Annotated in this window: 25 protein-coding genes, 8 tRNA genes and 2 pseudogenes; 19 read left to right on the top strand and 16 right to left on the bottom strand. The window is 72.9% G+C overall.

From position 1 onward, the window contains the following. Positions 1–72: 72 nt before the first annotated feature. Complete coding sequence (locus tag KCH_RS06775) at positions 73–876, top strand: TrmH family RNA methyltransferase (RefSeq protein WP_035860157.1); 804 nt, start codon at positions 73–75, stop codon at positions 874–876. A gap of 64 nt (positions 877–940) precedes the next feature. Further along, positions 941–1,696 (top strand): hypothetical protein, encoded by a 756-nt coding sequence (locus KCH_RS06770; RefSeq protein WP_035860156.1) that lies wholly within the window; start codon positions 941–943, stop codon positions 1,694–1,696. Between the two features lie 27 nt (positions 1,697–1,723). On the opposite strand, the gene KCH_RS06765 is transcribed toward KCH_RS06770, so the two are convergent. The 4 genes from KCH_RS06765 to KCH_RS44120 form a co-directional block, all read right to left on the bottom strand. Beyond that, complete coding sequence (locus KCH_RS06765; protein WP_035860152.1) at positions 1,724–2,101, bottom strand: hypothetical protein; 378 nt, start codon at positions 2,099–2,101, stop codon at positions 1,724–1,726. A gap of 66 nt (positions 2,102–2,167) precedes the next feature. Further along, positions 2,168–2,725 (bottom strand): hypothetical protein, encoded by a 558-nt coding sequence (locus KCH_RS41030; protein ID WP_051652823.1) that lies wholly within the window; start codon positions 2,723–2,725, stop codon positions 2,168–2,170. A 59-nt stretch (positions 2,726–2,784) separates the two neighbouring features. Beyond that, entirely contained in the window at positions 2,785–3,405 is a 621-nt protein-coding gene (locus KCH_RS43240) for a hypothetical protein (RefSeq protein ID WP_157031924.1), read from the bottom strand. Further along, positions 3,390–4,721, bottom strand: coding sequence for a serine/threonine-protein kinase (locus KCH_RS44120; RefSeq protein ID WP_244305207.1), 1,332 nt, complete (start codon positions 4,719–4,721; stop codon positions 3,390–3,392). Before KCH_RS44120 ends, KCH_RS43240 begins: the two co-directional genes overlap by 16 nt. 472 nt (positions 4,722–5,193) lie before the next feature. Here KCH_RS44120 and KCH_RS41015 point away from each other — a divergent pair, with 472 nt between their 5' ends. Further along, entirely contained in the window at positions 5,194–5,376 is a 183-nt protein-coding gene (locus KCH_RS41015; protein WP_035860147.1) for a hypothetical protein, read from the top strand. 230 nt (positions 5,377–5,606) lie between these two features. On the opposite strand, the gene KCH_RS06740 is transcribed toward KCH_RS41015, so the two are convergent. The 6 genes from KCH_RS06740 to KCH_RS06715 form a co-directional block, all read right to left on the bottom strand. Continuing rightward, positions 5,607–5,678: transfer RNA gene (locus tag KCH_RS06740), tRNA-Val, on the bottom strand. A 38-nt stretch (positions 5,679–5,716) separates the two neighbouring features. Further along, positions 5,717–5,788 (bottom strand) — tRNA-Val (locus KCH_RS06735). A 36-nt stretch (positions 5,789–5,824) separates the two neighbouring features. After that, positions 5,825–5,896 (bottom strand) — tRNA-Val (locus KCH_RS06730). Positions 5,897–5,944: 48 nt separating this feature from the next. Beyond that, positions 5,945–6,016: transfer RNA gene (locus tag KCH_RS06725), tRNA-Val, on the bottom strand. A gap of 37 nt (positions 6,017–6,053) precedes the next feature. Beyond that, positions 6,054–6,127, bottom strand: a tRNA-Cys gene (locus KCH_RS06720). A 39-nt stretch (positions 6,128–6,166) separates the two neighbouring features. Further along, positions 6,167–6,239, bottom strand: a tRNA-Gly gene (locus KCH_RS06715). Positions 6,240–6,540: 301 nt separating this feature from the next. Here KCH_RS06715 and KCH_RS06710 point away from each other — a divergent pair. From KCH_RS06710 to KCH_RS06700, 3 genes and pseudogenes are all read left to right on the top strand, one after another. After that, the gene (locus KCH_RS06710; RefSeq protein WP_035870938.1) at positions 6,541–7,557 is read left to right on the top strand and encodes a chorismate-binding protein; all 1,017 of its coding nucleotides are present in this window, start codon (positions 6,541–6,543) and stop codon (positions 7,555–7,557) included. A 20-nt stretch (positions 7,558–7,577) separates the two neighbouring features. After that, positions 7,578–8,392 (top strand): annotated as a pseudogene (locus tag KCH_RS06705) (aminotransferase class IV). 49 nt (positions 8,393–8,441) lie between these two features. Then, on the top strand, positions 8,442–9,284 hold the full coding sequence (locus KCH_RS06700; protein ID WP_035860145.1) for a GNAT family N-acetyltransferase: 843 nt from the start codon (positions 8,442–8,444) through the stop codon (positions 9,282–9,284). A 40-nt stretch (positions 9,285–9,324) separates the two neighbouring features. Here the strand turns inward: KCH_RS06700 and KCH_RS06695 are convergent, their stop codons facing one another. The 3 genes from KCH_RS06695 to KCH_RS06685 form a co-directional block, all read right to left on the bottom strand. Beyond that, positions 9,325–9,813: a DsbA family protein gene (locus KCH_RS06695; RefSeq protein ID WP_035860142.1), complete on the bottom strand. Its 489-nt coding sequence runs from the start codon at positions 9,811–9,813 to the stop codon at positions 9,325–9,327. A 52-nt stretch (positions 9,814–9,865) separates the two neighbouring features. Next, positions 9,866–10,447: a CGNR zinc finger domain-containing protein gene (locus KCH_RS06690; RefSeq protein WP_035860139.1), complete on the bottom strand. Its 582-nt coding sequence runs from the start codon at positions 10,445–10,447 to the stop codon at positions 9,866–9,868. 291 nt (positions 10,448–10,738) lie between these two features. Then, complete coding sequence (locus tag KCH_RS06685) at positions 10,739–11,152, bottom strand: SsgA family sporulation/cell division regulator (RefSeq protein WP_030056266.1); 414 nt, start codon at positions 11,150–11,152, stop codon at positions 10,739–10,741. A 398-nt stretch (positions 11,153–11,550) separates the two neighbouring features. Between KCH_RS06685 and KCH_RS06680 the strand changes: the two genes are divergently transcribed. Both KCH_RS06680 and KCH_RS06675 read left to right on the top strand, forming a co-directional pair. Continuing rightward, positions 11,551–11,622, top strand: a tRNA-Val gene (locus KCH_RS06680). A 184-nt stretch (positions 11,623–11,806) separates the two neighbouring features. Then, positions 11,807–11,878: transfer RNA gene (locus KCH_RS06675), tRNA-Val, on the top strand. 70 nt (positions 11,879–11,948) lie between these two features. Here the strand turns inward: KCH_RS06675 and KCH_RS06670 are convergent. After that, entirely contained in the window at positions 11,949–12,722 is a 774-nt protein-coding gene (locus tag KCH_RS06670) for a 3'-5' exonuclease (protein ID WP_035860130.1), read from the bottom strand. A 258-nt stretch (positions 12,723–12,980) separates the two neighbouring features. On the opposite strand from KCH_RS06670, the gene thrS reads away from it, so the two are divergent. Together thrS and KCH_RS06660 are read left to right on the top strand one after the other, a co-directional pair. After that, on the top strand, positions 12,981–14,960 hold the full coding sequence (gene thrS, locus KCH_RS06665) for a threonine--tRNA ligase (RefSeq protein ID WP_035860129.1): 1,980 nt from the start codon (positions 12,981–12,983) through the stop codon (positions 14,958–14,960). 88 nt (positions 14,961–15,048) lie between these two features. Further along, a complete protein-coding gene (locus KCH_RS06660) occupies positions 15,049–15,606 on the top strand; it encodes an HIT family protein (RefSeq protein ID WP_035860128.1) in 558 nt (185 codons plus the stop codon). 79 nt (positions 15,607–15,685) lie between these two features. Here KCH_RS06660 and KCH_RS06655 read toward each other — a convergent pair whose 3' ends face one another. After that, positions 15,686–17,329, bottom strand: a complete 1,644-nt coding sequence (locus KCH_RS06655; RefSeq protein ID WP_035860126.1) for a hypothetical protein — start codon at positions 17,327–17,329, stop codon at positions 15,686–15,688. A 189-nt stretch (positions 17,330–17,518) separates the two neighbouring features. On the opposite strand from KCH_RS06655, the gene KCH_RS06650 reads away from it, so the two are divergent. After that, complete coding sequence (locus tag KCH_RS06650; protein ID WP_035860125.1) at positions 17,519–17,941, top strand: thiol-disulfide oxidoreductase DCC family protein; 423 nt, start codon at positions 17,519–17,521, stop codon at positions 17,939–17,941. A gap of 16 nt (positions 17,942–17,957) precedes the next feature. Here the strand turns inward: KCH_RS06650 and KCH_RS06645 are convergent. Continuing rightward, positions 17,958–19,971: pseudogene (locus KCH_RS06645) on the bottom strand (elongation factor G). A 127-nt stretch (positions 19,972–20,098) separates the two neighbouring features. On the opposite strand from KCH_RS06645, the gene pgsA reads away from it, so the two are divergent. The 8 genes from pgsA (at position 20,099) to KCH_RS06605 (ending at position 26,414) form a co-directional block, all read left to right on the top strand. After that, complete coding sequence (gene pgsA, locus KCH_RS06640; protein WP_035860123.1) at positions 20,099–20,755, top strand: phosphatidylinositol phosphate synthase; 657 nt, start codon at positions 20,099–20,101, stop codon at positions 20,753–20,755. 8 nt (positions 20,756–20,763) lie between these two features. Continuing rightward, positions 20,764–21,657: a phosphatidylinositol mannoside acyltransferase gene (locus tag KCH_RS06635; RefSeq protein WP_208865925.1), complete on the top strand. Its 894-nt coding sequence runs from the start codon at positions 20,764–20,766 to the stop codon at positions 21,655–21,657. Beyond that, complete coding sequence (locus tag KCH_RS06630) at positions 21,654–22,826, top strand: glycosyltransferase family 4 protein (protein WP_035860118.1); 1,173 nt, start codon at positions 21,654–21,656, stop codon at positions 22,824–22,826. The genes KCH_RS06635 and KCH_RS06630 overlap by 4 nt, the downstream gene beginning before the upstream one ends. A 24-nt stretch (positions 22,827–22,850) precedes the next feature. Next, positions 22,851–23,213 carry a tautomerase family protein gene (locus tag KCH_RS06625; RefSeq protein ID WP_035860114.1) on the top strand — a complete coding sequence of 121 codons (363 nt, stop codon included), beginning with the start codon at positions 22,851–22,853 and terminating at the stop codon, positions 23,211–23,213. 19 nt (positions 23,214–23,232) lie between these two features. Further along, a complete protein-coding gene (locus tag KCH_RS06620; RefSeq protein ID WP_035860106.1) occupies positions 23,233–23,778 on the top strand; it encodes a membrane protein in 546 nt (181 codons plus the stop codon). Between the two features lie 157 nt (positions 23,779–23,935). Beyond that, on the top strand, positions 23,936–24,847 hold the full coding sequence (gene pdxS, locus KCH_RS06615) for a pyridoxal 5'-phosphate synthase lyase subunit PdxS (RefSeq protein WP_035860103.1): 912 nt from the start codon (positions 23,936–23,938) through the stop codon (positions 24,845–24,847). 108 nt (positions 24,848–24,955) lie between these two features. Continuing rightward, positions 24,956–25,567, top strand: a complete 612-nt coding sequence (gene pdxT / locus KCH_RS06610; protein WP_157031923.1) for a pyridoxal 5'-phosphate synthase glutaminase subunit PdxT — start codon at positions 24,956–24,958, stop codon at positions 25,565–25,567. A gap of 91 nt (positions 25,568–25,658) precedes the next feature. Then, positions 25,659–26,414, top strand: a complete 756-nt coding sequence (locus KCH_RS06605) for a YebC/PmpR family DNA-binding transcriptional regulator (RefSeq protein WP_035860092.1) — start codon at positions 25,659–25,661, stop codon at positions 26,412–26,414. Positions 26,415–26,531: the final 117 nt, after the last annotated feature.

Raw genomic sequence — 26,531 nt, 5'->3', positions numbered from 1 at the left:
AAGCGTTCCGCCGTTTCCGGTCCCCATGTCCCACGAGCCCTGTCGGGTCCTCCCACGTGCGAAAATCGTCCGGTGTCTGAGCCATCCACCGTCACCGACGCCGCCGACCCCCGGCTGAGCGACTACACCGACCTGACCGACGTCGAGCTGCGCCGTCGGCGCGAACCGGCCGAGGGCTTGTTCATCGCGGAGGGCGAGAAGGTGATCCGCCGTGCTCTCGCGGCGGGCTTCCGGATGCGGTCGATGCTGCTCACCGCGAAGTGGCTCGGCGTGATGGGCGACGTGATCGCGGAGACCGACGCGCCCGTGCACCTGGTCGAGCCGGCTCTCGCGGAGCGGGTGACCGGCTACCACGTGCACCGCGGCGCTCTCGCGTCGATGGAGCGCAAGCCGCTGCCGTCCGCGGCCGAGGTCCTCGACGGGGCCCGGCGGGTCGCCGTGCTGGAGGGGCTGGTGGACCACACCAACCTGGGCGCGATCTTCCGTTCGGCGGCGGCCCTCGGGATGGACGCCGTGCTGCTCTCCCCGGACTGCGCCGACCCGCTGTACCGACGGGCCGTCAAGACGTCGATGGGCGCGGTGTTCTCCGTCCCGTACGCCCGTCTTGACCCGTGGCCGGACTCGCTCGCCGCGGTCCGCGAGGCCGGGTTCGAACTTCTCGCGCTCACCCCGTCCGGCGCCGAGGACTTCACGGTCGCCAAGTCGCACCTGCTGGACAAGGCCGCGCTGATGCTCGGCGCCGAGGGCGACGGTCTCACCCCGAAGGCGCTCGCCGCCGCCGACCAGCGGGTACGCATCCCGATGGCGCACGGCATCGACTCGCTGAACGTCGGCGCCGCCGCCGCGATCGCCTTCTACGCGGTGAACCACGGCTGAGTCCCGCTCCCGCAAAGGAAGTTGAGGGTACCGGGGCGGGCCGTCCTCCGGTAGAAAGGGCGTCATGATCAATGATCGCGCCCTCGCGCTGCGCCGCCTCTCGTTCGAGGGCTACCGGGGCCCCTTGCTGGCGGGCGCGGTGCTCGCCGCACTCGTGGCGCTGCCGGACGGGAAGCTGCACAGCTGGTTCCAGGGGTTCCCGGTGTTCCTCGTCATGGCGGCGGTCCCGCTGCTGCTGATCGCCGTCGTGGTGGTCGGTGCGACGGTGACTACGAGGTCAAGCCGGCCGCGCCGCCCCGGCACCAGCGTGCTGCTCGGCGTCGCGCTGGGCTGCGCCGCGATCCTGCTGGGCCTGAGCGTCCCCGGCGGGGACGTCGGGCTGATCGGCTTCGGGGCGTCGATGCTGCTGCTTCTGCCGTTCGCCTGGCTGATGTGGCAGGCGTGGGTCTCCGCCCGGAACGGCCGGAACCCGTCCGGCCGTTGGCGCTGGGCGGTCGGCCCGCTGCTGGTGGCCGTCACGGTGCTGACGGCCACACAGGTCGACCTGGCCGAGGTCCGCTTCGGGCTGGCCCGCCCGGCGCTCACCGACTGGGCCGAGCACGCCGTCGCCACCGGCGCGGCCGGGCCGGAGTGGGTGGCCGGCTACCGGGTCACCGGAACCGAACTCGTCGACGGCGGAGTCAAGTTCGCGATCGGCGGCAGCGGCCTGTTCGCCCCGCACGGCTACGCGTACTTCCCGGCCGGCACGCCCTCCCGCGCCTCCGGTTACTCCCCGCTGGGCGACGGCTGGTACGCCTGGGAGGGCCCCGACCACTTCTAGAAGGCCGCCGGCAGCTGCTGAAGGGCCCTAGAGGGCCGTCAGCACCTGCTCGTCGGCCCCGTCCAGCACGAACCCGTTGTCGAAGCGCACCCGCACCGACGAGCGTGGCCCCCGCACCTGGAACGCCTCCCAGTGCGGGGTCAGCTTGGCGATCTCGGCCTCCAGCCGCTTGAGGCTCTCCCCGGGCATGGTGTGCCCGTAGTCGTCGCGCAGCGCCCGCAGCCGCTCGTACTCGCGGACCTCGTCGGGCGGCGCCACCTCCCCGGTGACGTGCTCGACGGTGCCCTCGACGCCCGCCCCCAGCAGCAGGAGGCCCACCGGCTCCCCGCCCCCGGAGGCCTCGGTGGCGTCACCCAGCACCAGATCCGTCACCAGCTTGACGCGCACTCCTGCGACCAGCGCCATTGCTCCCGTACCTCCCGGTTCGCCCGACTCCGCGACCATTATCCGCGGTGCACGGCCGATGACCCGTCAGGCCGCCCGACGCGCCGCGGGCGGCGATATCGGCTGCGGGGCCGGCCGGCGCGGATCGTGGTGCCGACGGCCCGTCAGGTCGCCGACGCGCAGCACCAGATCGGGGGACGGGGGAGCGGGCCAGATCGTCAGCCGGTGCTCCTCGACGGGGCGGGCGGCGGTGTCGGTCTCCCTGCCGCGGTCCCGGCCGCGGGTCTGCACCCGGATCCGGTACCAGCCGCGGCCGGCGTGCGCCAGGTTGCCGGCCTCGGCGAGGTCGACGCCGTCCCAGGCCCGGACGCGCAACTCGCCGCTGCTGTACAGGGACAGCTCCACCGCGCTCTCCCACTCCGGCCCGGGCTCGGCCGGCCGGGCGGCGGCCCGTTCGACGCCGAGCCGGATCAGCCCGGTGTGGGTGCCGCACAGCACCGTCAGGTGGTCCGGGCAGCCGGCCGCCACGCCGTTGCCGTGGAACAGCCGGGCCAGCGCGTGCGCGTCCCAGCCGTCCGGCAGCTCCGGCCCGTACAGGAAGTACTGGCAGTACGCGACGTGCATCGCGTCGGTCGTCCACATCATGCGGCACATGCTCCCGCCGGGCACTGACAGACCGTCACCGGCAGTTGAGCGGGCGGGCGTCAGTTCGTCGAGCCGGAGACGCCCGCGCCGGGCCAGGACTCCTCCAGGCTGCCGTCCGGGCGGACGGTGTAGCGGGTCGAGGAGACCGCGCCGGTGCGGTCCACCCGCTCCTCGCGGACCAGCGCGCCGTTCTCCACCCGCCACACCGCCCCGGCCTCCGGATTGGCGGTGGACGCCCGGCCGGCGATCAGCGTCGGAGCGGTGCCGGTGAACGCGTACAGCTGCACCAGGTCGACCGGGACGGCGCCCTCGACCCGGCGCAGCACCACCAGCGTCGCCGGGGCGTCCCGGTAGCGGGCGGGCAGCACGGCGGAGAGCGTGACCGGCGCGCCCCCGTCGGTGGAGTGCCCGTCGTGCAGCTGGATCGTCGGACCGCCCGCCGGGTCCGGGTAGCTGCGGTTCGGCCAGTCCACGGCCGGCGGGTTGCCGAGCGCGGGGCCCAGGCCGGAGTCGCTGTGGCCGACGGTGTTCAGGCTGTCCACCGACAGCGTCGCGCCCGAACTCGGCCTCGCCGTGGCCGTCGTGCCCGGCGCCGGGCCGAGGCCCTGCGCGTCCCGGTTCTCGCAGCCCTGCGCGACGGCGATGGCCAGCGCCACCCCGAGCGTCACGGTGACGAACACCACCAGCCGCTGGCGCAGCAGCCGCTGACGGGCCGTCGGCCGGCTGGCCGGTGGGTGCGGGACGCGGCCGGGCGGGGGAGTGCGGTCGCGGCCGGGCAGCGGGGTGCGCTCCCGCCCGGCGGGCGCGGCGGGCCGGCGCTCGCGCACCGTGTCGCCGTCCCGGACCGGGCGCCGCACCCGCTCGGTGCGGGCGTCCGGGCGCACCTCGGGCCGGGGCACCGCAGGCGCGGCCACCGGGCGGCCGGGCGCCGACGCGCCGTCAGCAGCCGCGGCCGGGGCGGGCGCCGGACGGACGGGCGCCGGCCGGGCGGGCGGCGGACCGGCCGGGCCGCGCTGGCCCTCGGCGACCGGCCGGCGGACCGCACCGGGCACCGCGGCGCCCGGCCGGGACCGCCCGGGCGGCGCACCGGCGGACCGTCCGCAGTCCCCTCCGCCGGGGCGCCGGCGGCGGGCCGCTCCGCGGGGCGCACGGCGGAGCGGGCGGCCCGGCCGCCGACGCCGCGCGCGGCGAGCTCGCTCAGGCGCTCGTGCAGGGCGGCGGCCGGCGGACGCTCCGAGGGCTCCTTGGCCAGGCAGGCCCGCACCAACGGGGCCAGCACCGGCGGGATTCCGGACAGGTCCGGCTCCTCGTGCACCACCCGGTACAGCATCACCTCGGAGGAGGCGCCGGACCCGAACGGCGACTCCCCGGTGAGCGCGAACGCCAGCGTCGCCCCGAACGCGAACACGTCGGTGGCGGGCGTCACGGCCGCGCCGCGCACCTGCTCCGGCGCGAGGAAGCCGGGGGAGCCGACCGCCGTGCCGACGTGGGTGAGGGTGGACGCGCCGCGCGACCAGGCGATGCCGAAGTCGATGATCCGCGGGCCCTTGGGGGAGAGCAGGATGTTCGACGGCTTGAGGTCGCGGTGCACCACGCCCGCCTCGTGCACCTTCACCAGCCCGTCGGCCAGCGCGGCGCCGATCCGGGCCGCGTCCGGCCAGGCCAGCACGCCCTCCTCGGAGACCTGCTTGTACAGCGAAGGCCCGGGCACGTACGCGGTGGCCAGCCACGGGCGGTCGGCCTCGATGTCGGAGCCCATCACCCGGGCCGTGCAGCCGCCGCGGATCCGGGAGGCCGCCGCGATCTCGCGGGCGAAGCGGGTGCGGAACTCGGCGTCCTCGGCGAGCTCGGCGCGGATCAGCTTCAGCGCGACCCGCTGCCCCTTCCGGTCCGAGCCGAGGAAGACCACGCCCATCCCGCCCGCGCCCAGCCGCCGGTGCAGCCGGTACGGGCCGACGATGCGGGGGTCCTCACGCCGCAGCCGCATCATTGCCATTTGCCCGTACCCGTTCCCGTTCCGTCAGCCTGTGGGGTGAGGCCCCGTCGGTCCGGGGCACCGTCAGACAACTGTCTCGGCACAGCTTACGGACAGGTAGCGGCCCCGTGCTGACACGCAACACACGAACCGCCGGTCGGATTGTCAGACCGGCATCCGTGGCGCACCGTCAGACACCCTGCCCCACCAGCGATCCCGCCGTCCCCCAAGGGGCGCCCTCAGGGTCGCCTAAGGGGTCCGCGCACTCCCGTGTCCGACCTCAGGCGTACGCGCCCGCCCCCCGCCTCCTACCAGCGGAGGCGATCGGAACGGTACGCCGGCATGACGACCCCGACTGCCGTCCCGCCTACCGTTGTTCACAGCGAGGACGGCCCCGCTCGTCCCCCGAGAAATGACCGTCCTCGCTGCCAAGCGAGCACCACCCGTCCCCGACCCGACCGCAGCACCGCAGCCCGGCAGGAGCACAGCAGACATGGCACCGCTCAGCAGAGCCCCCCGCCGTCGGCCCCTGGCCCCGCACCCCGCGGAGACCAGGCACCCGATGGTGGCCCTCGCCATCGCCCTGCCCTGCGCGATCCTGCTGATGGCCCTGTTCGGGGCGTGGGACCAACTGGCGACCCAGACCAAAGCGGTCGCCGATCTGATCGGGCGCTGACCCCCAATGGGGTAGGGGTCTTCGCCGGCCGGAGCAACCCTCATGTAGTCGTGGACGGACGAAATGAGTGGCGCAGGCTGCAGCTCCGGCCTCACCCGGTGGCCGGGAACGACACGTCGGTGAGGGCGTGCCGTTCCCGGCCACTCCCATGTCCGCGGGCAGTACCGTCCGTTGCCGCCGCAAACGCCGAGAGCCGCCGTCCGGATCCGGACGGCGGCTCTCAACTGCGGTGCGCGATACTGGGATTGAACCAGTGACCCCTACCGTGTCAAGGTAGTGCTCTCCCGCTGAGCTAATCGCGCGGGACGGTGCCGAGGTGCTCCGGGGAGCCCTCCCTGCGTGCGCGATACTGGGATTGAACCAGTGACCCCTACCGTGTCAAGGTAGTGCTCTCCCGCTGAGCTAATCGCGCGGGGGGTGCCAGGGACTTCGAAGAGCCCTGCCTGGGTGCGCGATACTGGGATTGAACCAGTGACCCCTACCGTGTCAAGGTAGTGCTCTCCCGCTGAGCTAATCGCGCGGGGATGCTCCGATGATCGAAACCCGGAGACCGAAGTCCGAAGACCAGTGCGCGATACTGGGATTGAACCAGTGACCCCTACCGTGTCAAGGTAGTGCTCTCCCGCTGAGCTAATCGCGCGGGGAGGGCCCGCCGGTCGGAACCGGAAGGCACCTCTTGGAGGTGGAGACGGGATTTGAACCCGTGTACACGGCTTTGCAGGCCGTTGCCTCGCCTCTCGGCCACTCCACCAGGCAACTTCTGAAGAACGATCTTACCCGTTCCCCATCGAGCGGACGACGAGATTCGAACTCGCGACCCTCACCTTGGCAAGGTGATGCTCTACCAACTGAGCCACGTCCGCCTGTCTCCCTGGGGGCCCTTCCGGTTTTTCCCGGCTGCGCTCCCTGGCGACGTGTTGAACTCTAGCGGATTCCCGGCCCAGCTGAAAAATCCGTTCCCGCAGCGTGGCGCGGGGGTGGCCGCCCGATGCCCAACCGTCGGGCCCGGTCGGACCGTTCCCGCAGGCCCCCGACCTAGACTTTCGGTACCGGGGCGAACCCCCGGCGCCCACGCCCCGCCCGCGCGACCGCAACGGGCAGCACCACAATCCGCGCAGGAGAACCGTGTCCGGCCGCACCGCCCCGCTCAGCCCCCACCAGCCGATGGCCCGCTTCGCCGGACGCCTCGCCACCGGCCTGCGCGAGGTCGGCCACGACCCGGCCGTCCTCGACCGCGGCGGATTCTGGGCCGTCGCCCACGACTTCGAGGGCCGCCTCACCTGCGCCCGGTTCGACGAGGTCCGCCCCGACCCCGGCCCGCCCGCCACCGACGCCTGGCGCGGACCCGCCCCCGACAGCTGGCACACCTCCCTCGACGTGGACGCCTACCGCGCGGGCGTGCGCCGCATCCGCGAGCACATCGCGGCCGGCGAGGTCTACCAGGCCAACCTCTGCCGGGTGTTGAGCGCACCGCTGCCCGACCCCGACCGCACCGACATCGACGCCCTCGGCGGACTCCTCGCCGCGCACAACCCCGCGCCGTACGCAGGAACGATCCGCCTCCCCGAGCACGGCGTCGAGATCGCCACCGCCTCGCCCGAGCTGTACCTGAGCCGCCACGGCCGCACCGTCCGCTCCGGCCCCATCAAGGGCACCGGCCGCACCGAGGACGACCTGCTCGACAAGGACCACGCCGAGAACGTGATGATCGTCGACCTGGTCCGCAACGACCTCGGCCGGGTCTGCGACACCGGCACCGTCACCGTCCCCGACCTGTGCGCCGTCGAGAAGCACCCCGGCCTGGTCCACCTGGTCTCCACCGTCGAGGGCCGGCTGCACGCCGACGCCGGCTGGCCGCAGCTCTTCGACGCCACCTTCCCGCCCGGCTCCGTCACCGGCGCCCCCAAGAGCAGCGCCCTGCGCATCATCCGCGCGCTGGAGACCGCCCCCCGCGGCCCCTACTGCGGCGCGATCGGCTGGGTCGACGCCGACCGCGGCGAGGCCGAACTCGCCGTCGGCATCCGCTCGTTCTGGATCGAACGGGACACCGGCCGGCCCGTCCTGAAGTTCGGCACCGGCGCCGGAATCACCTGGGACTCCGACCCCGACCGCGAATGGCGCGAAACCGAACTCAAAGCCGCCAGGCTGGTGGCGATAGCCTCCACCGGCACCCCCGCCTGACCGCAAGGAGCACGACGCCGATGATCTGGGTCAACGGAACCCTCAGCACCGAGGACGACGCCGCACTCTCCGTCCTCGACCACGGACTCACCGTCGGCGACGGCGTGTTCGAGACCGTCAAGGCCGAGAACGGCGAACTCTTCGCCCTCACCCGCCACCTCGACCGCCTCAGCCGCTCCGCCCGCGGCCTCGGCCTCCCCGCCCCGACCACGACCGGGTCCGCGAGGCCTGCGCGGCCGTCCTCGCCGCCAAGCCGCTGCCGCTCGGCCGGCTGCGGATCACCTGGACCGGCGGCCTGGCCCCGCTCGGCTCCGAACGCGGCGACTCCGACCCCACCCTGGTCGTCGCCCTCGGCACCGCGAAGCGCCGCCCCGACGCCACCGCCGTGATCACCGTCCCCTGGCGCCGCAACGAACACTCCGCCGTCACCGGCCTGAAGACCACCTCCTACGCCGAGAACGTCGTCGCCCTCGCCGCCGCCCACCGCGCCGACGCCAGCGAAGCCCTGTTCGCCAACACCGCCGGCCGGCTCTGCGAAGGCACCGGCTCCAACGTCTTCCTGGTCCTCGACGGCCGCCTCCTCACCCCCACCCTGGAATCCGGCTGCCTCGCCGGCATCACCCGGCAGCTCGTCATCGACTGGACCGGCGCCGAGGAGACCGACGTCCCCCTCGAAGCCCTCGCCGACGCCGAGGAGGTCTTCCTCACCTCCACCCTGCGCGACGTCCAGGCCGTCACCCGCATCGACGCCCGCACCCTCCCGGCCGGCCCGGTGACCCGCAAGGCGATGGAGATCTTCACCGAGCACGCGGTCCGCGACAACGACCCGGTCTGAGCACCGCCCGGACGGTAGAACCGGGCCGCGGAAGGGAAAAGGGGCCGGTATGACAACCACGCTGCGGCCGGACGGCGCCGAGGAGGCCGCGGCCGACCACGGCCGGACGCGGCGCTGGCACATCATGGTCAACGGCCACCCGGTGGGCGGCCTGCGGACCACCGCCTGGCCCCGGACCGGCTTCTGCCCGGGCGAGATCAGCGAACTGGAGGTCACCGAGGGGCGGCGCCGCGGCCGGGGCACCATCGGCGTGCTCGCCGCCGAGGAGGTCCTGCGCTCCTGGGGATGCACCCGGATCGACGTCACCGTGCCCGCCGGGGCGGAGGCCGGCCTGCGGCTCGCCGAGAACCTCGGCTACACCGAGCGGATGCGCAACCTGATCAAACCGCTCACCGAACTCCCGGAGGCGCCGGGCGGGTTGACGGTCCGTCGGATCGGGCCGGCGGAGTACCCGGCCTGGGAGGAGCAGGCCGTCGAGGGCTACCGGCAGGAACTGGTCGACTCCGGGGTCGGCGACGCCGAGGCCGCCGCCAAGGCCGAGCACGACCACCGCCGCGCCCTGCCCGGCGGCCCGCACACCCCGGACACCGTGCTGCGCCAACTCCTCGACGCCGACGGCCGGGTCCTCGGCTGCCTCTGGGTCACCCTCCACCAGGACCGCCTGCCCGACGGCAGCCCGGTGGCCTGGGTCATGCTGGTGGAGGTCGCCCCGGAGCACCGCGGCCGGGGCCACGGCCGCACCCTGATGCACCTCGCCGAACGCGAGTGCCTCGCCGCCGGCGTCCACCACCTCGGCCTCAACGTGTTCGCCGACAACGGCACGGCGATCGCCCTGTACGACTCGCTCGGCTACCGGGTCACCCGGCGCGTCCTCAGCAAGCCGCTGCTCTGACGGGCCTCGACCGCCCCGCCGTCGCCGACGACCGGGCGGGTCAGCCGCCGAGCAGCTCCACGATGCGATCGAACAGCCCGTCCTGCGACTGCCCGCCGTCCAGCCGCTTGCCGGCCACCACGTACGTCGGAGTGCCCTTGACGCCGATCGCCCGGCCCTCGGCGACGTCCGAGTCGACCAGCAGCATGTGACGGCCGTCGATCAGCGCGGTGTCGACCTCGTCCGCGTCCAGCCCCACCGAGCCGGCGATCTCCACCAGCGCCTGCGCCCCGCCGCGCTCCACGTCCTCCAGCCGGGCCAGCAGCGCCTCGGCGAACTCCCAGCCGCGCCCCTGCTCGAACGCCTCGGCGGCGGCCTCCGCCGCCGGGTACGCGTACTTGTGCTTCTCCAGCGGGAAGTGCCGCAGCTCGATGGTCAGCGCCTCACCGAAGCGGGCGCGCAGCGCGTGCAGGTCGTCCAGCGAGGTACGGCAGTCGGGGCACAGCAGGTCGCACCAGAACTCGACGCGGGGCAGGGGGGAATCGCTCATGCCCCCCAGTCTCCCAGCTCCGCCGCCCCGACCCGACCAGCCGGGCCCGGCCTCAGCGCCCGGCCGCGGCCACTGCCCCGGCCTCCGCCGAGCGCTGCCGGGCCCGGTACGCGGCCACGTGCAGCCGGTTGCCGCAGGTGCGGCTGTCGCAGTAGCGGCGCGAGCGGTTGCGCGACAGGTCGACGAAGACCCGGGCGCAGTCCGGCGCCTCGCAGCGGCGCAGCCGCTCCAGCTCGCCCGCCATCACGATGAACGCCAGCGCCATGCCGAGCTCGGCGGCCAGGTGCCGCCCGACCGCGGCGTGCGGCGCGAAGTAGTGGATGTGCCAGCCGTGGTGGTCGTGGTTGGTCAGCCGGGGCGTGGTGCCGGCCTCCGCGACCAGCGCGTTGACCAGCTCCGCGGCCCGCTCGACGGTGCCGGCGGAGAACACCTCGCGCAGCCGGGCGCGCAGCTCGTGCACGGCGGCCAGGTCGGCCGGGCCGAGCGAGTCGATCTCGCTGATCTCCTGCCCCACCACGAAGGCGCTCAGTGCCGCCACATCGGGCAGCTGCTCGCTGCCGCAGGCCTCCGGCGCGGTGTTCAGCAGCTCCACCAGGATGCTCAGCGCGCATTCGGTGTCATGGGTGATCAGCACGTGGGAACTCCTCACGCGGCGGCGGTCCGGGGACCACCGCGTCGGTCATCGCGGGGGCCGACTCTACCGGCCCGGGCCGTGGTTCGGGCCCGTACGCGGCGCGTGCGCGGCCGGTACGGGCGCTGGACGCGGCTTAGCCCCGGGCGTCCGCTCCGCTGGGAGAGGACGCCCGGGGCCGGGCCCCGAGGCCGCCGGTGGGCGGCAGTGAACTGCGACCGTGCCCCCGAGTAGGACGGTGCGCATCGAGGCGATCCCGCCGCCGCGCGACGGCGGGCCGGACTCGTTCGGTGTTCAGCTCTCGGCGAGGATGTGGGACAGCTCCCGGTCGAGGTCGAAGTGACGGTGTTCGGTGCCGGGGGGCACCGCGGCGTCCGTCCGCTTGAGGAAGGACTCAAGCGCCCGGGCCGGGGCCTCCAGCAGTGCTTCTCCTTCCGGAGAGCTCAGGGCGATGCAAACCACGCCTTGACCGTGGCTGCGGGACGGCCACACCCGGACGTCGCCGGTACCGGTGGGTCGATGCAGCCCCTCCGCGAGGAGGTCGCGGGCGAACACCCACTCCACGGTCTCGTCGGCTCCGGTGTGGAACGTCGCATGCACGGCATAGGGGTCGGCAGTGTCGTAGCGCAGGCCCGCGGGGACGGGCAGTGAGGACTCGCTGGACACGATGAGGCGCAGGTGCAGCTCGCAGCTGACCGTGGTGTTCATAAGCGCCAGGGCCTTTCGCTCAGTGTGCGCTCGGGGAATCGCACGTCGGCGAACGGACCATCCCACCTGAAAGCCCGGTGTAAACCCGTCTGTCCCGATTCCGGTGCGAGTCGTACCCCTTCCGGCGCATTGCGGAATCCCCCGAACGGCCCGCCCGGGCACCGGCCGGGCCGGTAACGGCAGGGGATTACCGGCGGTCGCACCGGACCGGCTCCCCGGCGGCTGGAGGAACGCACGAACCTGCCGCCGCCGGCCCCGCCCGGAGCACCGGCCGTCCCGCGGCCCCGCCGCCGACCCGCCGACGCTGCTGGTCGGGGAGCCGGGGCGGGGCCGGGCGCGACGAGGGGGCGGGGTGGTCGGAGCACCCGCGCGGATGGGGTAATGTTTTCCCTGCAGCCGGGCGATTAGCTCAGCGGGAGAGCACTTCGTTCACACCGAAGGGGTCACTGGTTCGATCCCAGTATCGCCCACCGGAATGCAAAGGCGCAGGGCCCCGACTTGTTTATCAGGTCGGGGCCCTGCGCCTTTTCCGCGTTCCCCGGCCGGAGTTCTGACGGACATTCAGCGGGCGTGCCCGGTACGGGAACTGGGGGGCCGTCGGGGAACGGATTGGATCCGCGGGCCCAAGTGGTGCTACTGTTCATCTCGTTGCCCGGGCGATTAGCTCAGCGGGAGAGCACTTCGTTCACACCGAAGGGGTCACTGGTTCGATCCCAGTATCGCCCACCGAGCACACGACGAAGGCCCCGACCACCAGGTCGGGGCCTTCGTCGTTCCGCCGTTCCCGGCCGGGCCGTCAGGCCGCCAACTCGCAGGCGTGGCCCGGCTCCAGGCGTTCGCCGCAGCGGCAGCGGGCCGGCCGCATCGGCCAGGCCGTGTCCACCCGCTCCGGGGTGCCCGCCCGCTCGAACCAGCGCTCCAGCCCGCGTGCCTGTGCCGCGTGCCACATCGCCTGCCGCAGGTGCAGCTCCGCCGGGGACATTCCGCCCAGCCGCTGCGAGTGCCGCGCGGCCACCGCGCGCACCAACTCCATTGCGGCCAGCGCGTCCGCCGCCGCGTCGTGCGCGCCGAGCAGCGGGACGCCGTAGTGCGCGCACAGGTCGGTCAGGGTGCGGCGGCCCTTGCGGTAGCGGTCCAACTGCTTGTCCAGCACCCGCGGATCGAGCACCAGCAGCTCCGCGCCGCCCAGCACCTCCGTCAGCGAACCGGCCCCGTGCCGGCGCAACTCCCGGTCCAGCAGCGTCAGGTCGTACGGCGCGTTCATCACCACCAGCGGCACGCCCGCGCGGGACTGCTCGGCCAGGGCGAGCGCCACCTCCACCGCGACCGCCCGCGGCGGGCGGCCGTTGGCGCGCACGTGGTCGTCGGAGATGCCGTGCACCGCCCGGGCCTGCTCGGGGATGGGCACGCCCGGATTCGCCAGCCAGCTGCGGACGTTGGCCGCCCCGCCCGGGCCGGACTGCAGCACCAGGGCGGCCGAGACGATGCGGTCCCGCTCGACGTCCACACCCGTCGTCTCGGTGTCGAAGGACGCCAACGGACCCTGGTACCAGGAACGGAGCTGTTGCATGACGCCCCCTCAGACGCCGCGCGGTCCCTTTGCCGGGCGGCGCTCCCACCGAGGACCAGTGGGGCGCCGCGCCGTGTCCAAGTGATACCGCAGTTGACGGACGGTCAACCGTGCGGAGCGCCCCCTTTGTGGCAGAAAGTGACCGAACGATCACCGGGGCCGCCGCGGCCCTTGGCAACGGGTACCGGGCCCGGCTCGGTACCATGCACAACGCAGCGGTCGTGCTGCACCCCATAGCCAGAACGTCAGGAGAGACCGGTGACGGACGTCCGGATCATCATCAACCGCGAACCCGATCGGGAAGAGCGCGTGGTGACCACGGGCACTACGGCCGCCGAGCTCTTCGCCGACGACCGCGCCGTGATCGCCGCCCGCGTCGGCGGCCAGCTCAAGGACCTCGCCTACGCCGTCCAGGACGGCGACGAGGTCGAGCCCGTCGAGATCTCCAGCCCCGACGGCCTCGACATCCTGCGGCACTCCACCGCGCACGTGATGGCCCAGGCCGTCCAGCAGGTCTTCCCGGAGGCCAAGCTCGGCATCGGCCCGCCCGTCCGCGACGGCTTCTACTACGACTTCGACGTCGAGAAGCCGTTCCACCCGGACGACCTCAAGACCATCGAGAAGAAGATGCAGGAGATCATCAAGCGGGGGCAGAAGTTCTCCCGCCGCGTGGTCACCGACGAGGCCGCCCGCGAGGAGCTCGCCAAGGAGCCCTACAAGCTGGAGCTGATCGGCCTCAAGGGCTCCGCCGCCACCGCCGGCGAGGGCGCCGACGTCGAGGTCGGCGCCGGCGAACTCACCATCTACGACAACGTCGACCCGAAGACCGGCGAGGTCTGCTGGGGCGACCTCTGCCGCGGCCCGCACCTGCCCAGCACCCGGCACATCCCGGCGTTCAAGCTGATGCGCTCCGCCGCCGCGTACTGGCGCGGCAGCGAGAAGAACCCGATGCTGCAGCGCCTCTACGGCACCGCGTGGCCCACCAAGGACGAGCTGAAGGCCCACCTCGACTTCCTCGAGGAGGCCGCCAAGCGCGACCACCGCAAGCTCGGCACCGAGCTCGACCTGTTCTCCATCCCCGAGCAGATCGGCTCCGGCCTCGCCGTCTTCCACCCCAAGGGCGGCATCATCCGCCGCACCATGGAGGACTACTCGCGCAAGCGGCACGAGGAAGAGGGCTACGAGTTCGTCTACACCCCGCACGCCACCAAGGGGAAGCTGTTCGAGACCAGCGGCCACCTCGACTGGTACGCCGACGGCATGTACCCCCCCATGCAGCTCGACGAGGGCACGGACTACTACCTCAAGCCCATGAACTGCCCGATGCACAACCTGATCTTCGACGCGCGCGGCCGCTCGTACCGTGAACTGCCGCTGCGCCTCTTCGAGTTCGGCACCGTGTACCGGTACGAGAAGTCCGGCGTGGTGCACGGCCTGACCCGCGCCCGCGGCTTCACGCAGGACGACGCGCACATCTACTGCACCCGCGAGCAGATGGCCGAGGAGCTGGACCGGACGCTGACCTTCGTCCTGGGCCTGCTGCGCGACTACGGCCTGAACGACTTCTACTTGGAGCTGTCCACCAAGGACCCGGAGAAGTTCGTCGGGTCGGACGACGCGTGGGAGGAGGCCACCGCGGTCCTCGCCGGCGTGGCCGAGAAGCAGGGCCTGCCGCTGGTGCCGGACCCGGGCGGCGCGGCCTTCTACGGCCCGAAGATCTCGGTCCAGGCGCGGGACGCGATCGGCCGCACCTGGCAGATGTCGACCATCCAGCTCGACTTCAACCTGCCGGAGCGCTTCGAGCTCGAGTACACCTCGGCCGACGGCTCGCGGCAGCGGCCGGTGATGATCCACCGTGCGCTGTTCGGCTCGATCGAGCGCTTCTTCGCGGTGCTGCTGGAGCACTACGCGGGCGCCATGCCGCCGTGGCTGGCCCCCGTCACCGTGACCGGCATCCCGATCACCGACGAGCACGTGCCGTACCTGCTCGACGTGGCGGCCGAGTTGAAGAAGCACGGGATCCGGGTGGACGTGGACACCTCGGACGACCGGATGCAGAAGAAGATCCGCAACGCCCAGCGCAGCAAGGTGCCGTACATGCTGATCGCGGGCAACGACGACGTCGAGGCCGGCGCGGTGTCCTTCCGGTACCGCAACGGCGAGCAGAAGAACGGCGTGCCGCGCGACCAGGCGATCGCCGAGATCGTCGAGGCGGTGCGGAGCCGGGTCCAGGTCTGACGCCCGGGGCAACCGAGATCGACGTGCGGGGCAGGCTCCTCCGGGAGTCCGCCCCGCACTGCTTGGTTCGCGAGGTGTGGCGGCGCTTATGCTGGCGGGCATGACGAGTGAGCCGGAACTGCAGCGGGGCGTGGGGGAGCCGGACGGCTTCCGTCGCCTGTGGACACCTCATCGGATGGCGTACATCCAGGGCGAGAACAAGCCCACCGGCCCGGCTCCGGACGACGGTTGCCCGTTCTGCTCGATCCCGAAGCTGAGCGACGAGGACGGGCTGATCGTGCAGCGCGGCGAGTCGGTGTTCGCGGTGCTGAACCTGTACCCGTACAACGGCGGGCACTTGATGGTGGTGCCGTACCGGCACGTCGCGGACTACACCGAGCTGGACGGGCCGGAGACGGCCGAGCTCGGGGAGTTCACCAAGAAGGCGATGACGGCGCTGCGGGCGGCGTCGGGGGCGCACGGGTTCAACATCGGGATGAACCAGGGTGCGGCGGCGGGCGCGGGCATCGCGGCGCACCTGCACCAGCACGTGGTGCCGCGCTGGGGCGGGGACACCAACTTCATGCCGGTGGTGGGGCACACGAAGGTGCTGCCGCAGCTGCTGGCGGACACCCGGAAGGTGCTGGCCGAGGTGTGGCCGGCCTGACGCGGTGAGCACGTGACGCGGCAGGGGCCGTGCGGGAGCGACTCCCGCACGGCCCCTGCCGCGTCACCTGCCGGCGGGCCTACCCGGCGTCGTACTTGTCGGCGCGGAAGGGGCGGCTGCCCTGCATCTCGGCGCGGATGATGTTGGAGCGGTTGGCGATCCGGTCGGTGGCGACGTCGTGCTCGTCGAGGAACTCGACCACCGCGGCGTGGATCAGGCCGACCACGGGGGTGGGGATGTAGAGCGCGTCGTCGGACTTGAAGCGGCTGTTCCAGGTCGGGTCGGCCCAGGCCTGGCGCAGGCAGAGGGGTTCGGGGAGGCCGATGGAGCCGCCGAGCCACTTCTGCAGACCGGGGACCTTGTGGAACGGGGCGCGGACGGCCTGCCGGACGATCTCGTCGTCGGTGACGACGGGGAGTTGGACGGTGCGGTTCTCCCAGAACCGGAGGGTCTTGGGGACGTCCTTCTCGGGGGTCTTGGGCTTCCCGGTGAAGTAGCCGGCGATCGGGCCGAGGGCGTGCGCGGTCGCGGTGACCTGCAGGCTGTGCGACAGGACCATGATGCTGACCACCACGGTGGTGACCAACTGGCCCTTGTGCAGCACGAATTGGACGGCGATGCGGTGCCGGGTGTCGGTGCCGACGCTCTGCTTGTTGGCGACTTCCTGGACGGCGAAGTCGCGCATCCGGTCACCGTCCATGTCGGCGCCGGAGGGGCGGCCGATCTCGTCGGCGCCCTCGCCGGTGTCGAGCACCACCCAGTGGCTGATCTGGGGCTTGGGCAGGCCGCCGTTGGGGACGTCGCTGCCGCTGAGCGCGCCGAGGCGGTCGGTGATCCGGCGGGCGAGGTCCCAGACGTGGAAGCTGCGGAAGTCGGGGTGGCCCTCGGCGGGGCGGAGGTCCTCGCGCAGCGACCACTCGGCCCAGCGGGCGCCGATGCCGAGGATGCCCTTGGGGCCGGCGTAGTGCTGGACGTTGGTGCGCTGCTCGTTGGTGAGGCGGTCGAGTCCGGCCTTGAGCTCGTTGGCCTTCTTGTCGAGGTGGTCCTTCGGGACGGCCTTGGGGACGACCGCGGCGACCGGGCTGCCGCCGACCAGGTCGCCCCAGCGGGCGCGCTGCTGCATGACGGAGGTGACCACGGTGCGCTTGGCGAGGTACCAGCCGACGACCGGGCCGAGCATCACCACCCGGCAGTACAGTCCGAGCAGGCCGTCGGCCGGCGGCCGGACCAGCAGGAACAGCGTCAGCGCGACGGCGGCGAGCAGGGCCAGGGTGCCGATGAAGCCGTCCCGGGCGGCGGACTTCTTCGTGCCGAGCCAGGCGCGGGCCTGGTACGCGGCGAGCCAGATCAGCGTGCCGGGCAGGAAGAGCACGCCGCAGACGGCGCTGAGGGTGGCGAGCCGGCGGTCGCGGGCCTCGCGCAGGTCCTGGGCGGCGAGGCAGTGCTCGACGACCATGCGGATGTCGGTGCCGTGCGAGGGCACGATGGGCTTGCGGCCGCCGCCGAGGGTGCGGTCGATCAGGGCGCGGCTGAACGCCTCGCCGGCACTGGGCCGGAACAGCGCGAACTTGCCCTTCTTGACGCTCACTCCGGCGAGCGCCTCGAGTTCGTTGTAGTCGCCGGTGCGGTAGGCGGCGGAGGAGAACGCCTGGGTGACCGCGGTCTGATGACCGACGTCCGTCCGTGGTACCTGTGCGCCCGGCGTCATGTCGAGCTGAGTCACCTGAGCAGCTCCTCCTCCCCTGATGGTCTGCGGCAGGTTACCGCGCGGCGGCGCGCCTGTGCGGATCATCAGCTGATCCTGGGTCACATCTCGGCCGTGCGCGGCGGTTTCGGGGGAATGTTGCCCCGTCGTGGGGACTTCGACGCACCCGGTTTGCCCGCGGGTGCGGGCGGGCGAGAGGATCGCGGTATGACGAGTGCGTTCGCACCGGAGCCGGTGCTGGTTTTCGACGGTGATTGCGCGTTCTGTTCGAGCTGCGTGCGGTGGGCGGAGCGCTATCCGCGGCAGAGCCTGTCCTCGGCGGGCTGGCAGGCGGTGGCGTTCCAGTTCGCGGACATGGCGGCGCTGGGTGAATTCACCGGCGGCGAGGTGACGGAGGAGCGGGCGTCCCGCGAGGTGCTGTGGATCACGCCGGACCGCAAGGTGTACGGCGGCTCGCAGGCGGTGGCGCGGCTGCTGATGCGCTCGGGCGGCCTGTGGGCGTGGGCGGGCGGCCTGTTGGCGCTGGCGCCGGTGCGGCCGCTGGCGGACGTGCTGTACCGCTGGGTGGCGCGGCACCGGGACCAGATGCCGGGCGGCACCAAGGCGTGTGCGCTGCCGCGCCGTTCCTGAGGCTCCTGACGCCTCGTCAGCCCGTGGTGGCGTACTGGGCGGCGAGGTGGGCGGGCATGGGGGCGTGCCGCAGGTAGCTGCGGGTGAACTGGCCGGTTCCGTGCGACAGCGAGCGCAGGTCGAGCGGGTACCGGGCGAGTTCGAGTTCGGGGACCTCGGCGCGGACCAGGCTCAGGCCGGGGCCGCCGATCTCGGTGCCGAGGACGTGGCCGCGGCGTGCGGACAGGTCGGTGAGGACGGCGCCCTGGTACTCGTCGGGCAGCAGGACGCGGACTTCGTCGACGGGTTCCAGGACGCGGACCTCGGTGTGGTCGGCGGCCTCCTTGAGGGCGAGTTGGGCCGCGGTCTGGAAGGCGGCGTCGGAGGAGTCGACCGAGTGCGCCTTGCCGTCGGTGAGGGTGACCCGGACGTCGGTCATCGGGTGGCCGTGCAGGCCGTGGGCGAGCTGGGCGCGGACGCCCTTCTCGACCGACGGGACGAAGTGCCGGGGGACTGCGCCGCCGACCACCCGGTCGACGAACTCGAAGCCGCCGCCGGGCAGGGGTTCGACGGTGAGGTCGCAGATCGCGTACTGGCCGTGTCCGCCGGACTGCTTGACGTGCCGTCCGTGGCCGTTGGCGGGGGCGGCGAAGGTCTCCCGGAGCGCGACCTCGTAGGGAACGGTCTCGACGTGGACGCCGTGCCGGGCGGTGAGCCGGTCGAGGGTGACGGCGAGGTGGGCCTCGCCGGTGCACCACAGGACGAGCTGGTGGGTGTCGGGGTTCTGTTCGACGCGCAGCGCCGGGTCCTGGGCGGCGAGCCGGCCGAGGGCCTGGGAGAGCTTGTCCTCGTCGGCCTTGGAGCGGGCCTGGACGGCGGTGGGCAGCAGCGCTTCGGGCAGCGGCCAGGGCGGCAGCACGGTGCTGTCGGCGGTGAGGGTGTCCCCGGTGCGGGCCGCGGTGAGCTTGGCGACCGTGACGAGGTCGCCGGCGACGGCCTGCGGGACGGGGCGCAGCTGGTGGCCGAAGGGGCTGTGCAGGGCGGTGAGGCGTTCCTCGGTGCCGTCGGGGAGGTGGGCGGCGGTGTCGGGGTGCAGGGTGCCGGTGAAGACCCGCAGCAGGCTGAGGCGGCCGAGGTAGGGGTCCTCGCCGGTCTGGACGACCTGGGCGGTGAAGGGCGCGTCGGGGTCGGCGGCGGGAGGCCGTCGGCGCGGTCGGCGGGGGACGGGAAGGCGGTGGCGACCAGGTCGAGCAGGGCATCGCAGCCGGTGCCGTCGGGGCGGTGGCGAGGACGGGGTGCAGGGTGCCGGCGAGGATCTCGCGGCGCAGGCCGGCGGTGAGGGCGGCGGTGTCGAGCTCGGCGCCGTCCAGGTAGCGCTGCATCAGGGTGTCGTCCTCGCCGGCGAGCGCCTCGATCAGGCGGGCGCGCTCGGCGCCGAGGTCGCCGGGGTCGTCGGGCTTGCCGTACGAGCGGCCGGTGAGCAGGTCGGTGGTGCCGTGCAGGTGGCCGTCGCGCAGGTCGGGGTGGTGCAGCAGGCGGACGGTGTCGGGGGTGCCGAGGGTGTCCTGGAGCATCCGCAGGACGTCGTCGAGGCGGACCCGGGCGGTGTTCAGGTGGGTGAGGGCGACGGCGCGGGGGAGGCGGGCCTCCTCGCACTCCTGCCAGAGCGCCCGGACGGGCCGGGGGACGCTCTCGTCGGCGGCGGAGTGGACGAAGACGGCGGCCTCGGCGGCGCGCAGGGCGGCGTGCAGTTCGCCGGCGAAGTCGGCGTAGCCGGGCGCGTCGAGGACGTTGACGGTGAGGTCCTGCCAGGGGAGCGGGAGGAGCGCGAACTGCACGGAGCGCTGCTGCTGGTGCTCGATGTCCTCCCAGTCGGCGGCGGTGGTGCCGTCGGGGACGGTGCCCGGCCTGGTCAGGGCGCCGGCGGCGACGGCGAGTGCCTCCGCGAGGGTGGTCTTGCCGGCTCCGCCGGCCCCTACCAGGGCGATGTTGCGGAGCCGGCCGGGTCGGTCGGCGGGCGTACTGGGGGAGTGGGCTGTCCGGTCCGGCATGGCTGGCCTCCTGCCGCTCGATCAGCGTGGATACCATTGTCCAGCCGGGCGGGGCCATCCGCGCGGCCGCCCGGCGGGCCAGCGGCTCGCGGGTGCCATTCCGAGGAGCGGAGCGGACCGGAAGGCCATGCTCAACAAGTACGCGCGTGGCTTCTTCACACGTGTCCTCACCCCGTTCGCGGCGATGCTGCTGCGGTGGGGTGTCAGTCCGGATGCGGTCACGCTGATCGGAACGGCCGGCTCGGTGGCGGGCGCCCTGGTGTTCTTCCCGCGCGGGGAGTTCTTCTGGGGCACGATCACCATCACGCTGTTCATCTTCTCCGACCTGGTGGACGGGAACATGGCCCGCCAGGCGGGCCGGTCCAGCAAGTGGGGTGCGTTCCTGGACTCCACGCTCGACCGGGTCGCCGACGCGGCGATCTTCGGCGGCCTGGCGATGTGGTATGCCGGGAAGGGCGACAACGACATCCTGTGCGCGGTGTCGATCTTCTGTCTGGCGAGCGGCCAGGTGGTGTCGTACACCAAGGCGCGCGGCGAGTCGCTGGGCTTCCCGGTGAACGTGTCGGGGCTGGTGGAGCGGGCCGAGCGGCTGGTGATCAGCCTGGTGGCGGCCGGTTTCGCGGGCCTGCACAAGTTCGGGGTGCCGTACATCGAGTGGCTGCTGCCGATCGCCCTGTGGGTGGTCGCGGCGGGCAGCCTGGTGACGGTGGCGCAGCGGATGCTGACGGTGCGCCGGGAGTCGGCGGAGCTGGAGGCGGCGGGCGCCGCCGAGGGGGTCAAGTGAAGGAGCGGTTGGTCGACACGGCCTACGCGGCCGGCTGGGCGGGGCTGAAGCACCTGCCGGAGCCGGTCGCCCGCGGCCTGTTCAACGTCATCGCCGACGTGGCGTGGCGGCGGCAGGGCAAGGGGGTGCGGCAGTTGGAGGCCAACCTGGCCCGGGTCCATCCGGACGCGGACGCGGCGCGGCTGCGGGAGCTGTCCCGGGCCGGGATGCGGTCGTACCTGCGGTACTGGATGGAGTCGTTCCGGCTGTCCACCTGGAGCCCGGAGCGGATCGCCGGCGCCATAACGGTGAAGAACCTCGAGCAGTTGAACGAGGCGATGGCCGCCGGGCGGGGCGCGGTGCTGGCGCTGCCGCACATGGCGAACTGGGACCTGGCGGGGGCGTGGATCGCCTCGGCGGGCGGGTTCCCGTTCACCACGGTCGCGGAGCGGCTGAAGCCGGAGTCGCTGTTCGACCGGTTCGTGGCCTACCGGGAGAGCCTGGGGATGGAGGTGCTGGCGCTGACCGGTTCCCAGGTCTCGGTGGTGGGGACGCTGGCGCGGCGGCTGCGCGAGGGCAAGCTGGTCTGCCTGGTGGGCGACCGGGACCTCTCGGAGGCCGGGATCCAGGTGGACTTCTTCGGCGAGCCGACCCGGATGCCGGCCGGTCCGGCGGCGCTGGCCCAGCGGACGGGGGCGGCGCTGTTCCCGGTGTCGCTCTGGTACGACGGGCCGCTGCTGCGCGCGGAGGTGCACCCGGAGGTGGCGCCGTCCGGCGAGGGCACCCGGCAGGAGCAGGCGGCGGCGATGACCCAGGCGATGGCGGACGTGTGGGCGGAGGCGATCCGCGAGCACTCGGTGGACTGGCACATGCTGCAGAAGCTGTGGCTGGCGGACCTGACGCCCCGTCGGGAGGCGTCGTGAGGATCGGCGTGGTCTGCCCGTACGACTGGGACGTGCCGGGCGGTGTGCAGTTCCACATCCGGGACCTGGCGGAGCACCTGATCCGGCTGGGCCACGAGGTGTCGGTGCTGGCCCCGGCGGAGGACGAGGAGGCGCTGCCGCCGTACGTGGTGTCGGCGGGGCGGGCCGTCGCGGTGCCGTACAACGGGTCGGTGGCGCGGCTGAGCTTCGGCTTCCTGTCGGCGGCCCGGGTGCGGCGCTGGCTGCGCGAGGGCCGGTTCGACGTGCTGCACGTGCACGAGCCGAACTCGCCCTCGCTGTCGATGCTGGCGGCCTGGGCGGCGTCCGGGCCGATGGTGGGGACGTTCCACACCTCGAACCCGCGCTCGCGGGCGATGATCGCGGCCTCGCCGATCCTGCAGCCGGGCCTGGAGAAGATGTCGGGGCGGATCGCGGTGTCGGAGTACGCCCGGCGCACCCTGGTCGAGCACCTGGGCGGCGACGCGGTGGTGATCCCGAACGGCGTGGACGTGCGGTTCTTCGCGGACGCCGAACCGGACCCGAGGTGGCAGGGCGGCGCGGCCGAGGGCGGGCCGGGCACCATCGGCTTCATCGGCCGGATCAACGAGCCGCGCAAGGGCCTGCCGACGCTGCTGGCGGCGCTGCCGCGGATCCTCGCCGAGCGCCCCGGGGTGCGGCTGCTGGTGGCCGGCAAGGGCGACGAGGAGGAGGCCGTGGCCGGCCTGGCGCCCGAGGTGCGGGCGCAGGTCGAGTTCCTCGGCATGGTGTCCGACCGGGACAAGGCCCGGCTGCTGCGCAGCGTCGACCTGTACGTGGCGCCGAACACCGGCGGCGAGTCCTTCGGCATCATCCTGGTCGAGGCGATGTCGGCGGGCGCCCCGGTGCTGGCCAGCGACCTGGACGCGTTCCGCCAGGTGCTGGACGGCGGCGCGGCCGGCGAGCTGTTCCCGGTCGAGGACGCGGACGCGCTGGCCGCCTCCGCCCTCAAGCTGCTCGGCAGCCCCGACCGGCTGCTGGAGCTGCGCGAGGCCGCGTCGCGGCACGTGCGCCGGTTCGACTGGGAGACCGTCGGCGCGGAGGTGCTGTCGGTGTACGAGACGGTCACCGACGGCCGTCCGCCGGTCGCCGAGGCCGAACCGTCCGGCCGGCACACGCGTCTTGGCCGCTGAACCCTGCTCGCGAGAGGTACCACCATGCCGCTGATCACCGTCGACTACACCGACCGGCTCGCCGACTGCTTCGACCGGCGCGGCTTCGGGCTGGCCCTGAACCGGCTGGCCGTGAAGCTGATCGACGCCAAGCCGGAGGGCTGCAAGACCCGGTTCCGGCGCACCGAGGAGGCGGTGATCGGCGCGGACGCCGAGACCTTCGCGCTGGTGGCGATCGACTTCGAGATCTTCCCGGGGCGCAACCCGCAGGCCAAGGCGGCGCTCGCGGAGGCGGTGCTGGCCGCGCTGCCGGAGTACCTGGGCGCGGACCCGGGGGCGGTGCAGGCGACCGTGTCGATCGCCGAGACCGACCGGGAGTCCTACCGCTCGGCGGCGTTCGGCGGCTGAGCCGGTACCGTAACGCCCCGTGACTACCTGGATTTGGGCCCTCGCGGCCGTCGTACTGTTCGCCGTCTACCTGAGCTGGACGGCGGGCAGGCTCGACCGGCTGCACGCCCGGATCGACGCCGCCCGGGCCTCGCTGGACGCCCAGCTGCTGCGCCGGGCGTCGGTGGCGGTGGAGCTGGCCACCTCCTCGCTGCTCGACCCGGCCGCGTCGATCCTGCTGCTGGAGGCCGCGCACGGGGCCCGGCAGGCGCAGGACGAGCAGCGCGAGGTGGCGGAGAGCGAGCTGAGCGAGGCGCTGCGCGCGGTGCTGGACGAGCCGGAGCAGGTTGCGGCGGTGCGGGCGGCGCCCGGCGGCGAGGACGCGGTGCGGGACCTGGTGGAGGCGGTGCGCCGGGTGCCGATGGCGCGGCGCTTCCACAACGACGCGGTGCGGGCGGCCCGGGCGGTGCGCGAGCACCGGCTGGTGCGGTACTTCCGGCTGGCGGGCCGGGCGCCGTTCCCGATGGCCTTCGAGATGGACGACGAGCCGCCGGTGGCGCTCACCCCCGAGGGCGCGCCCGCGTAGGCTGGGCGCTGCTTTTCACCACCGTCCGCCCCCCTTCGTGCGCTGGCCTGATTGTCGTATGCCGTGAGCGGCCCTGGACCATGTGGCGTATGGGTCCACACCCCCTCGGGCCTACGATAGGTCGATAGCACCGGTTCATTCCTGAGTGAGGTCTTACGTGTCCATCACCCCCACCACCGCAGACCAGCCGCAGGTCGGCACCGCCCGGGTCAAGCGCGGCATGGCCGAGCAGCTCAAGGGCGGTGTGATCATGGACGTGGTCAACGCCGAGCAGGCGAAGATCGCCGAGGACGCCGGCGCGGTCGCCGTGATGGCCCTGGAGCGGGTTCCCGCCGACATCCGCAAGGACGGCGGCGTGGCCCGGATGTCCGACCCGAACATGATCGAGGAGATCATCGGCGCGGTCTCCATCCCGGTGATGGCCAAGTCCCGCATCGGCCACTTCGTCGAGGCCCAGGTCCTGCAGTCGCTCGGCGTCGACTACATCGACGAGTCCGAGGTGCTGACCCCGGCCGACGAGATCAACCACTCCGACAAGTGGGCGTTCACCACCCCCTTCGTCTGCGGCGCCACCAACCTGGGCGAGGCCCTCCGCCGGATCGCCGAGGGCGCGGCCATGATCCGCTCCAAGGGCGAGGCCGGCACCGGCAACGTGGTCGAGGCCGTCCGCCACCTGCGCCAGATCAAGAACGAGATCGCCAAGCTGCGCGGCTTCGACAACAACGAGCTGTACGCCGCCGCCAAGGAGCTGCGCGCCCCGTACGAGCTGGTCCGCGAGGTCGCCGAGCTCGGCAAGCTGCCGGTCGTGCTGTTCTCCGCCGGTGGCGTCGCCACCCCGGCCGACGCCGCGCTGATGCGCCAGCTCGGCGCCGAGGGCGTGTTCGTCGGCTCCGGCATCTTCAAGTCGGGCGACCCGGCCAAGCGCGCCGCCGCCATCGTGAAGGCCACCACCTTCTTCGACGACCCGAAGATCATCGCGGACGCCTCCCGCAACCTGGGCGAGGCCATGGTCGGCATCAACTGCGACACCCTGCCGGAGTCCGAGCGCTACGCCAACCGCGGCTGGTGAGCCCCGGGCCGTTCCGGCCCCCCTCGGCCCGCCGCGCGAGCAATCGGCGCGGCGGGCCGCTCCGTGGGCTTACCCGGCCCGTAGTTCGACATCGAAGAGGTAGTGACCGTGAGCACCCCCACCATCGGCGTCCTCGCGCTGCAGGGCGACGTCCGTGAGCACCTGGTGGCGCTGGCCGCCGCCGACGCGCTGGCCCGGCCGGTCCGCCGCCCCGAGGAGCTCGCCGAGGTCGACGCCCTGGTGATGCCCGGCGGCGAGTCCACCACCATCTCCAAGCTGGCGGTGCTGTTCGGCCTGATGGACCCGCTGCGCGAGCGCGTCCGCGCCGGCATGCCGGTCTACGGCACCTGCGCCGGCATGATCATGCTGGCGGACAAGATCCTGGACGGCCGCGACGACCAGGAGACCGTCGGCGGCATCGACATGACGGTCCGCCGGAACGCCTTCGGCCGGCAGAACGAGTCCTTCGAGACCGCGATCCCGTTCGCCGGCATGGCCGGCGACCCGGTCACCGGCGTCTTCATCCGCGCCCCCTGGGTCGAGTCGGTCGGCGCGGGCGTCGAGGTGCTCGCCGAGGTCCCGGCCGCCGACGGCCCGGACGCCCGGATCGTGGCGGTCCGCCAGGGCAACCTGCTGGCCACTTCCTTCCACCCGGAGCTGACCGGCGACCACCGCGTGCACGAGTACTTCGTGCGGATGGTCGAGGCCGCCGCGCAGTAGCCGCGACGCGGTGACCGTGTGCCACCCCGCAGTGCGGCACCGGTAAGATCTCCCCTGTTCATTTCCCATTGGCGACGAAAAGGAGCTGGCGATGTCCGGCCACTCTAAGTGGGCTACCACCAAGCACAAGAAGGCCGCGATCGACGCCAAGCGCGGCAAGCTCTTCGCCAAGATGATCAAGAACATCGAGGTGGCGGCGCGCACCGGCGGCGGCGACCCCGCCGGCAACCCGACGCTCTACGACGCCATCCAGAAGGCGAAGAAGAGCTCCGTCCCGATCGACAACATCAACCGGGCCGTCAAGCGCGGTTCCGGCGCGGAGGCCGGCGGCGCCGACTACTCGACGATCATGTACGAGGGCTACGGCCCGAACGGCGTGGCCGTCCTGATCGAGTGCCTCACCGACAACCGCAACCGCGCGGCCTCCGACGTCCGCGTCGCGATGACCCGCAACGGCGGCAGCATGGCCGACCCGGGCTCGGTGTCGTACCTGTTCAACCGCAAGGGCGTCGTGATCGTCCCCAAGGCCGACGGCGTGGACGAGGACAAGGTCCTGGACATCGTCCTGGACGCCGGCGCCGAAGAGGTCAACGACCTCGGCGAGGCCTTCGAGGTGATCTCCGAGGCCACCGACATGGTGGCGGTCCGCACCGCCCTGGTCGACGCCGGCGTCGACTACGACTCGGCCGACGCCAACTTCGTCCCCAGCATGCAGGTCGAGCTGGACGCCGAGGGCGCCCGCAAGATCTTCAAGCTGATCGACGCGCTGGAGGACAGCGACGACGTGCAGAACGTCTTCGCCAACTTCGACGTCTCGGACGAGATCATGGCCGAGCTGGACGCCTGAGCCGCTCCCGCTCCCTCCGCCCGGTGGCTGCTCGCGGCCGCCGGGCGGAGGCGTGTCCGGGACCGGTTGTCCGTGGTCGGGGGTAGCCTTCGCAGGTCGGAGAGAGGTGGGGCGGGC

Origin of the sequence: Kitasatospora cheerisanensis KCTC 2395 (assembly GCF_000696185.1) — a bacterium.
Lineage (GTDB): Bacteria > Actinomycetota > Actinomycetes > Streptomycetales > Streptomycetaceae > Kitasatospora > Kitasatospora cheerisanensis.
The sequence above is the reverse complement of the archived record's forward strand: the minus strand, read 5'-3'. Positions and strand labels throughout refer to the sequence as shown.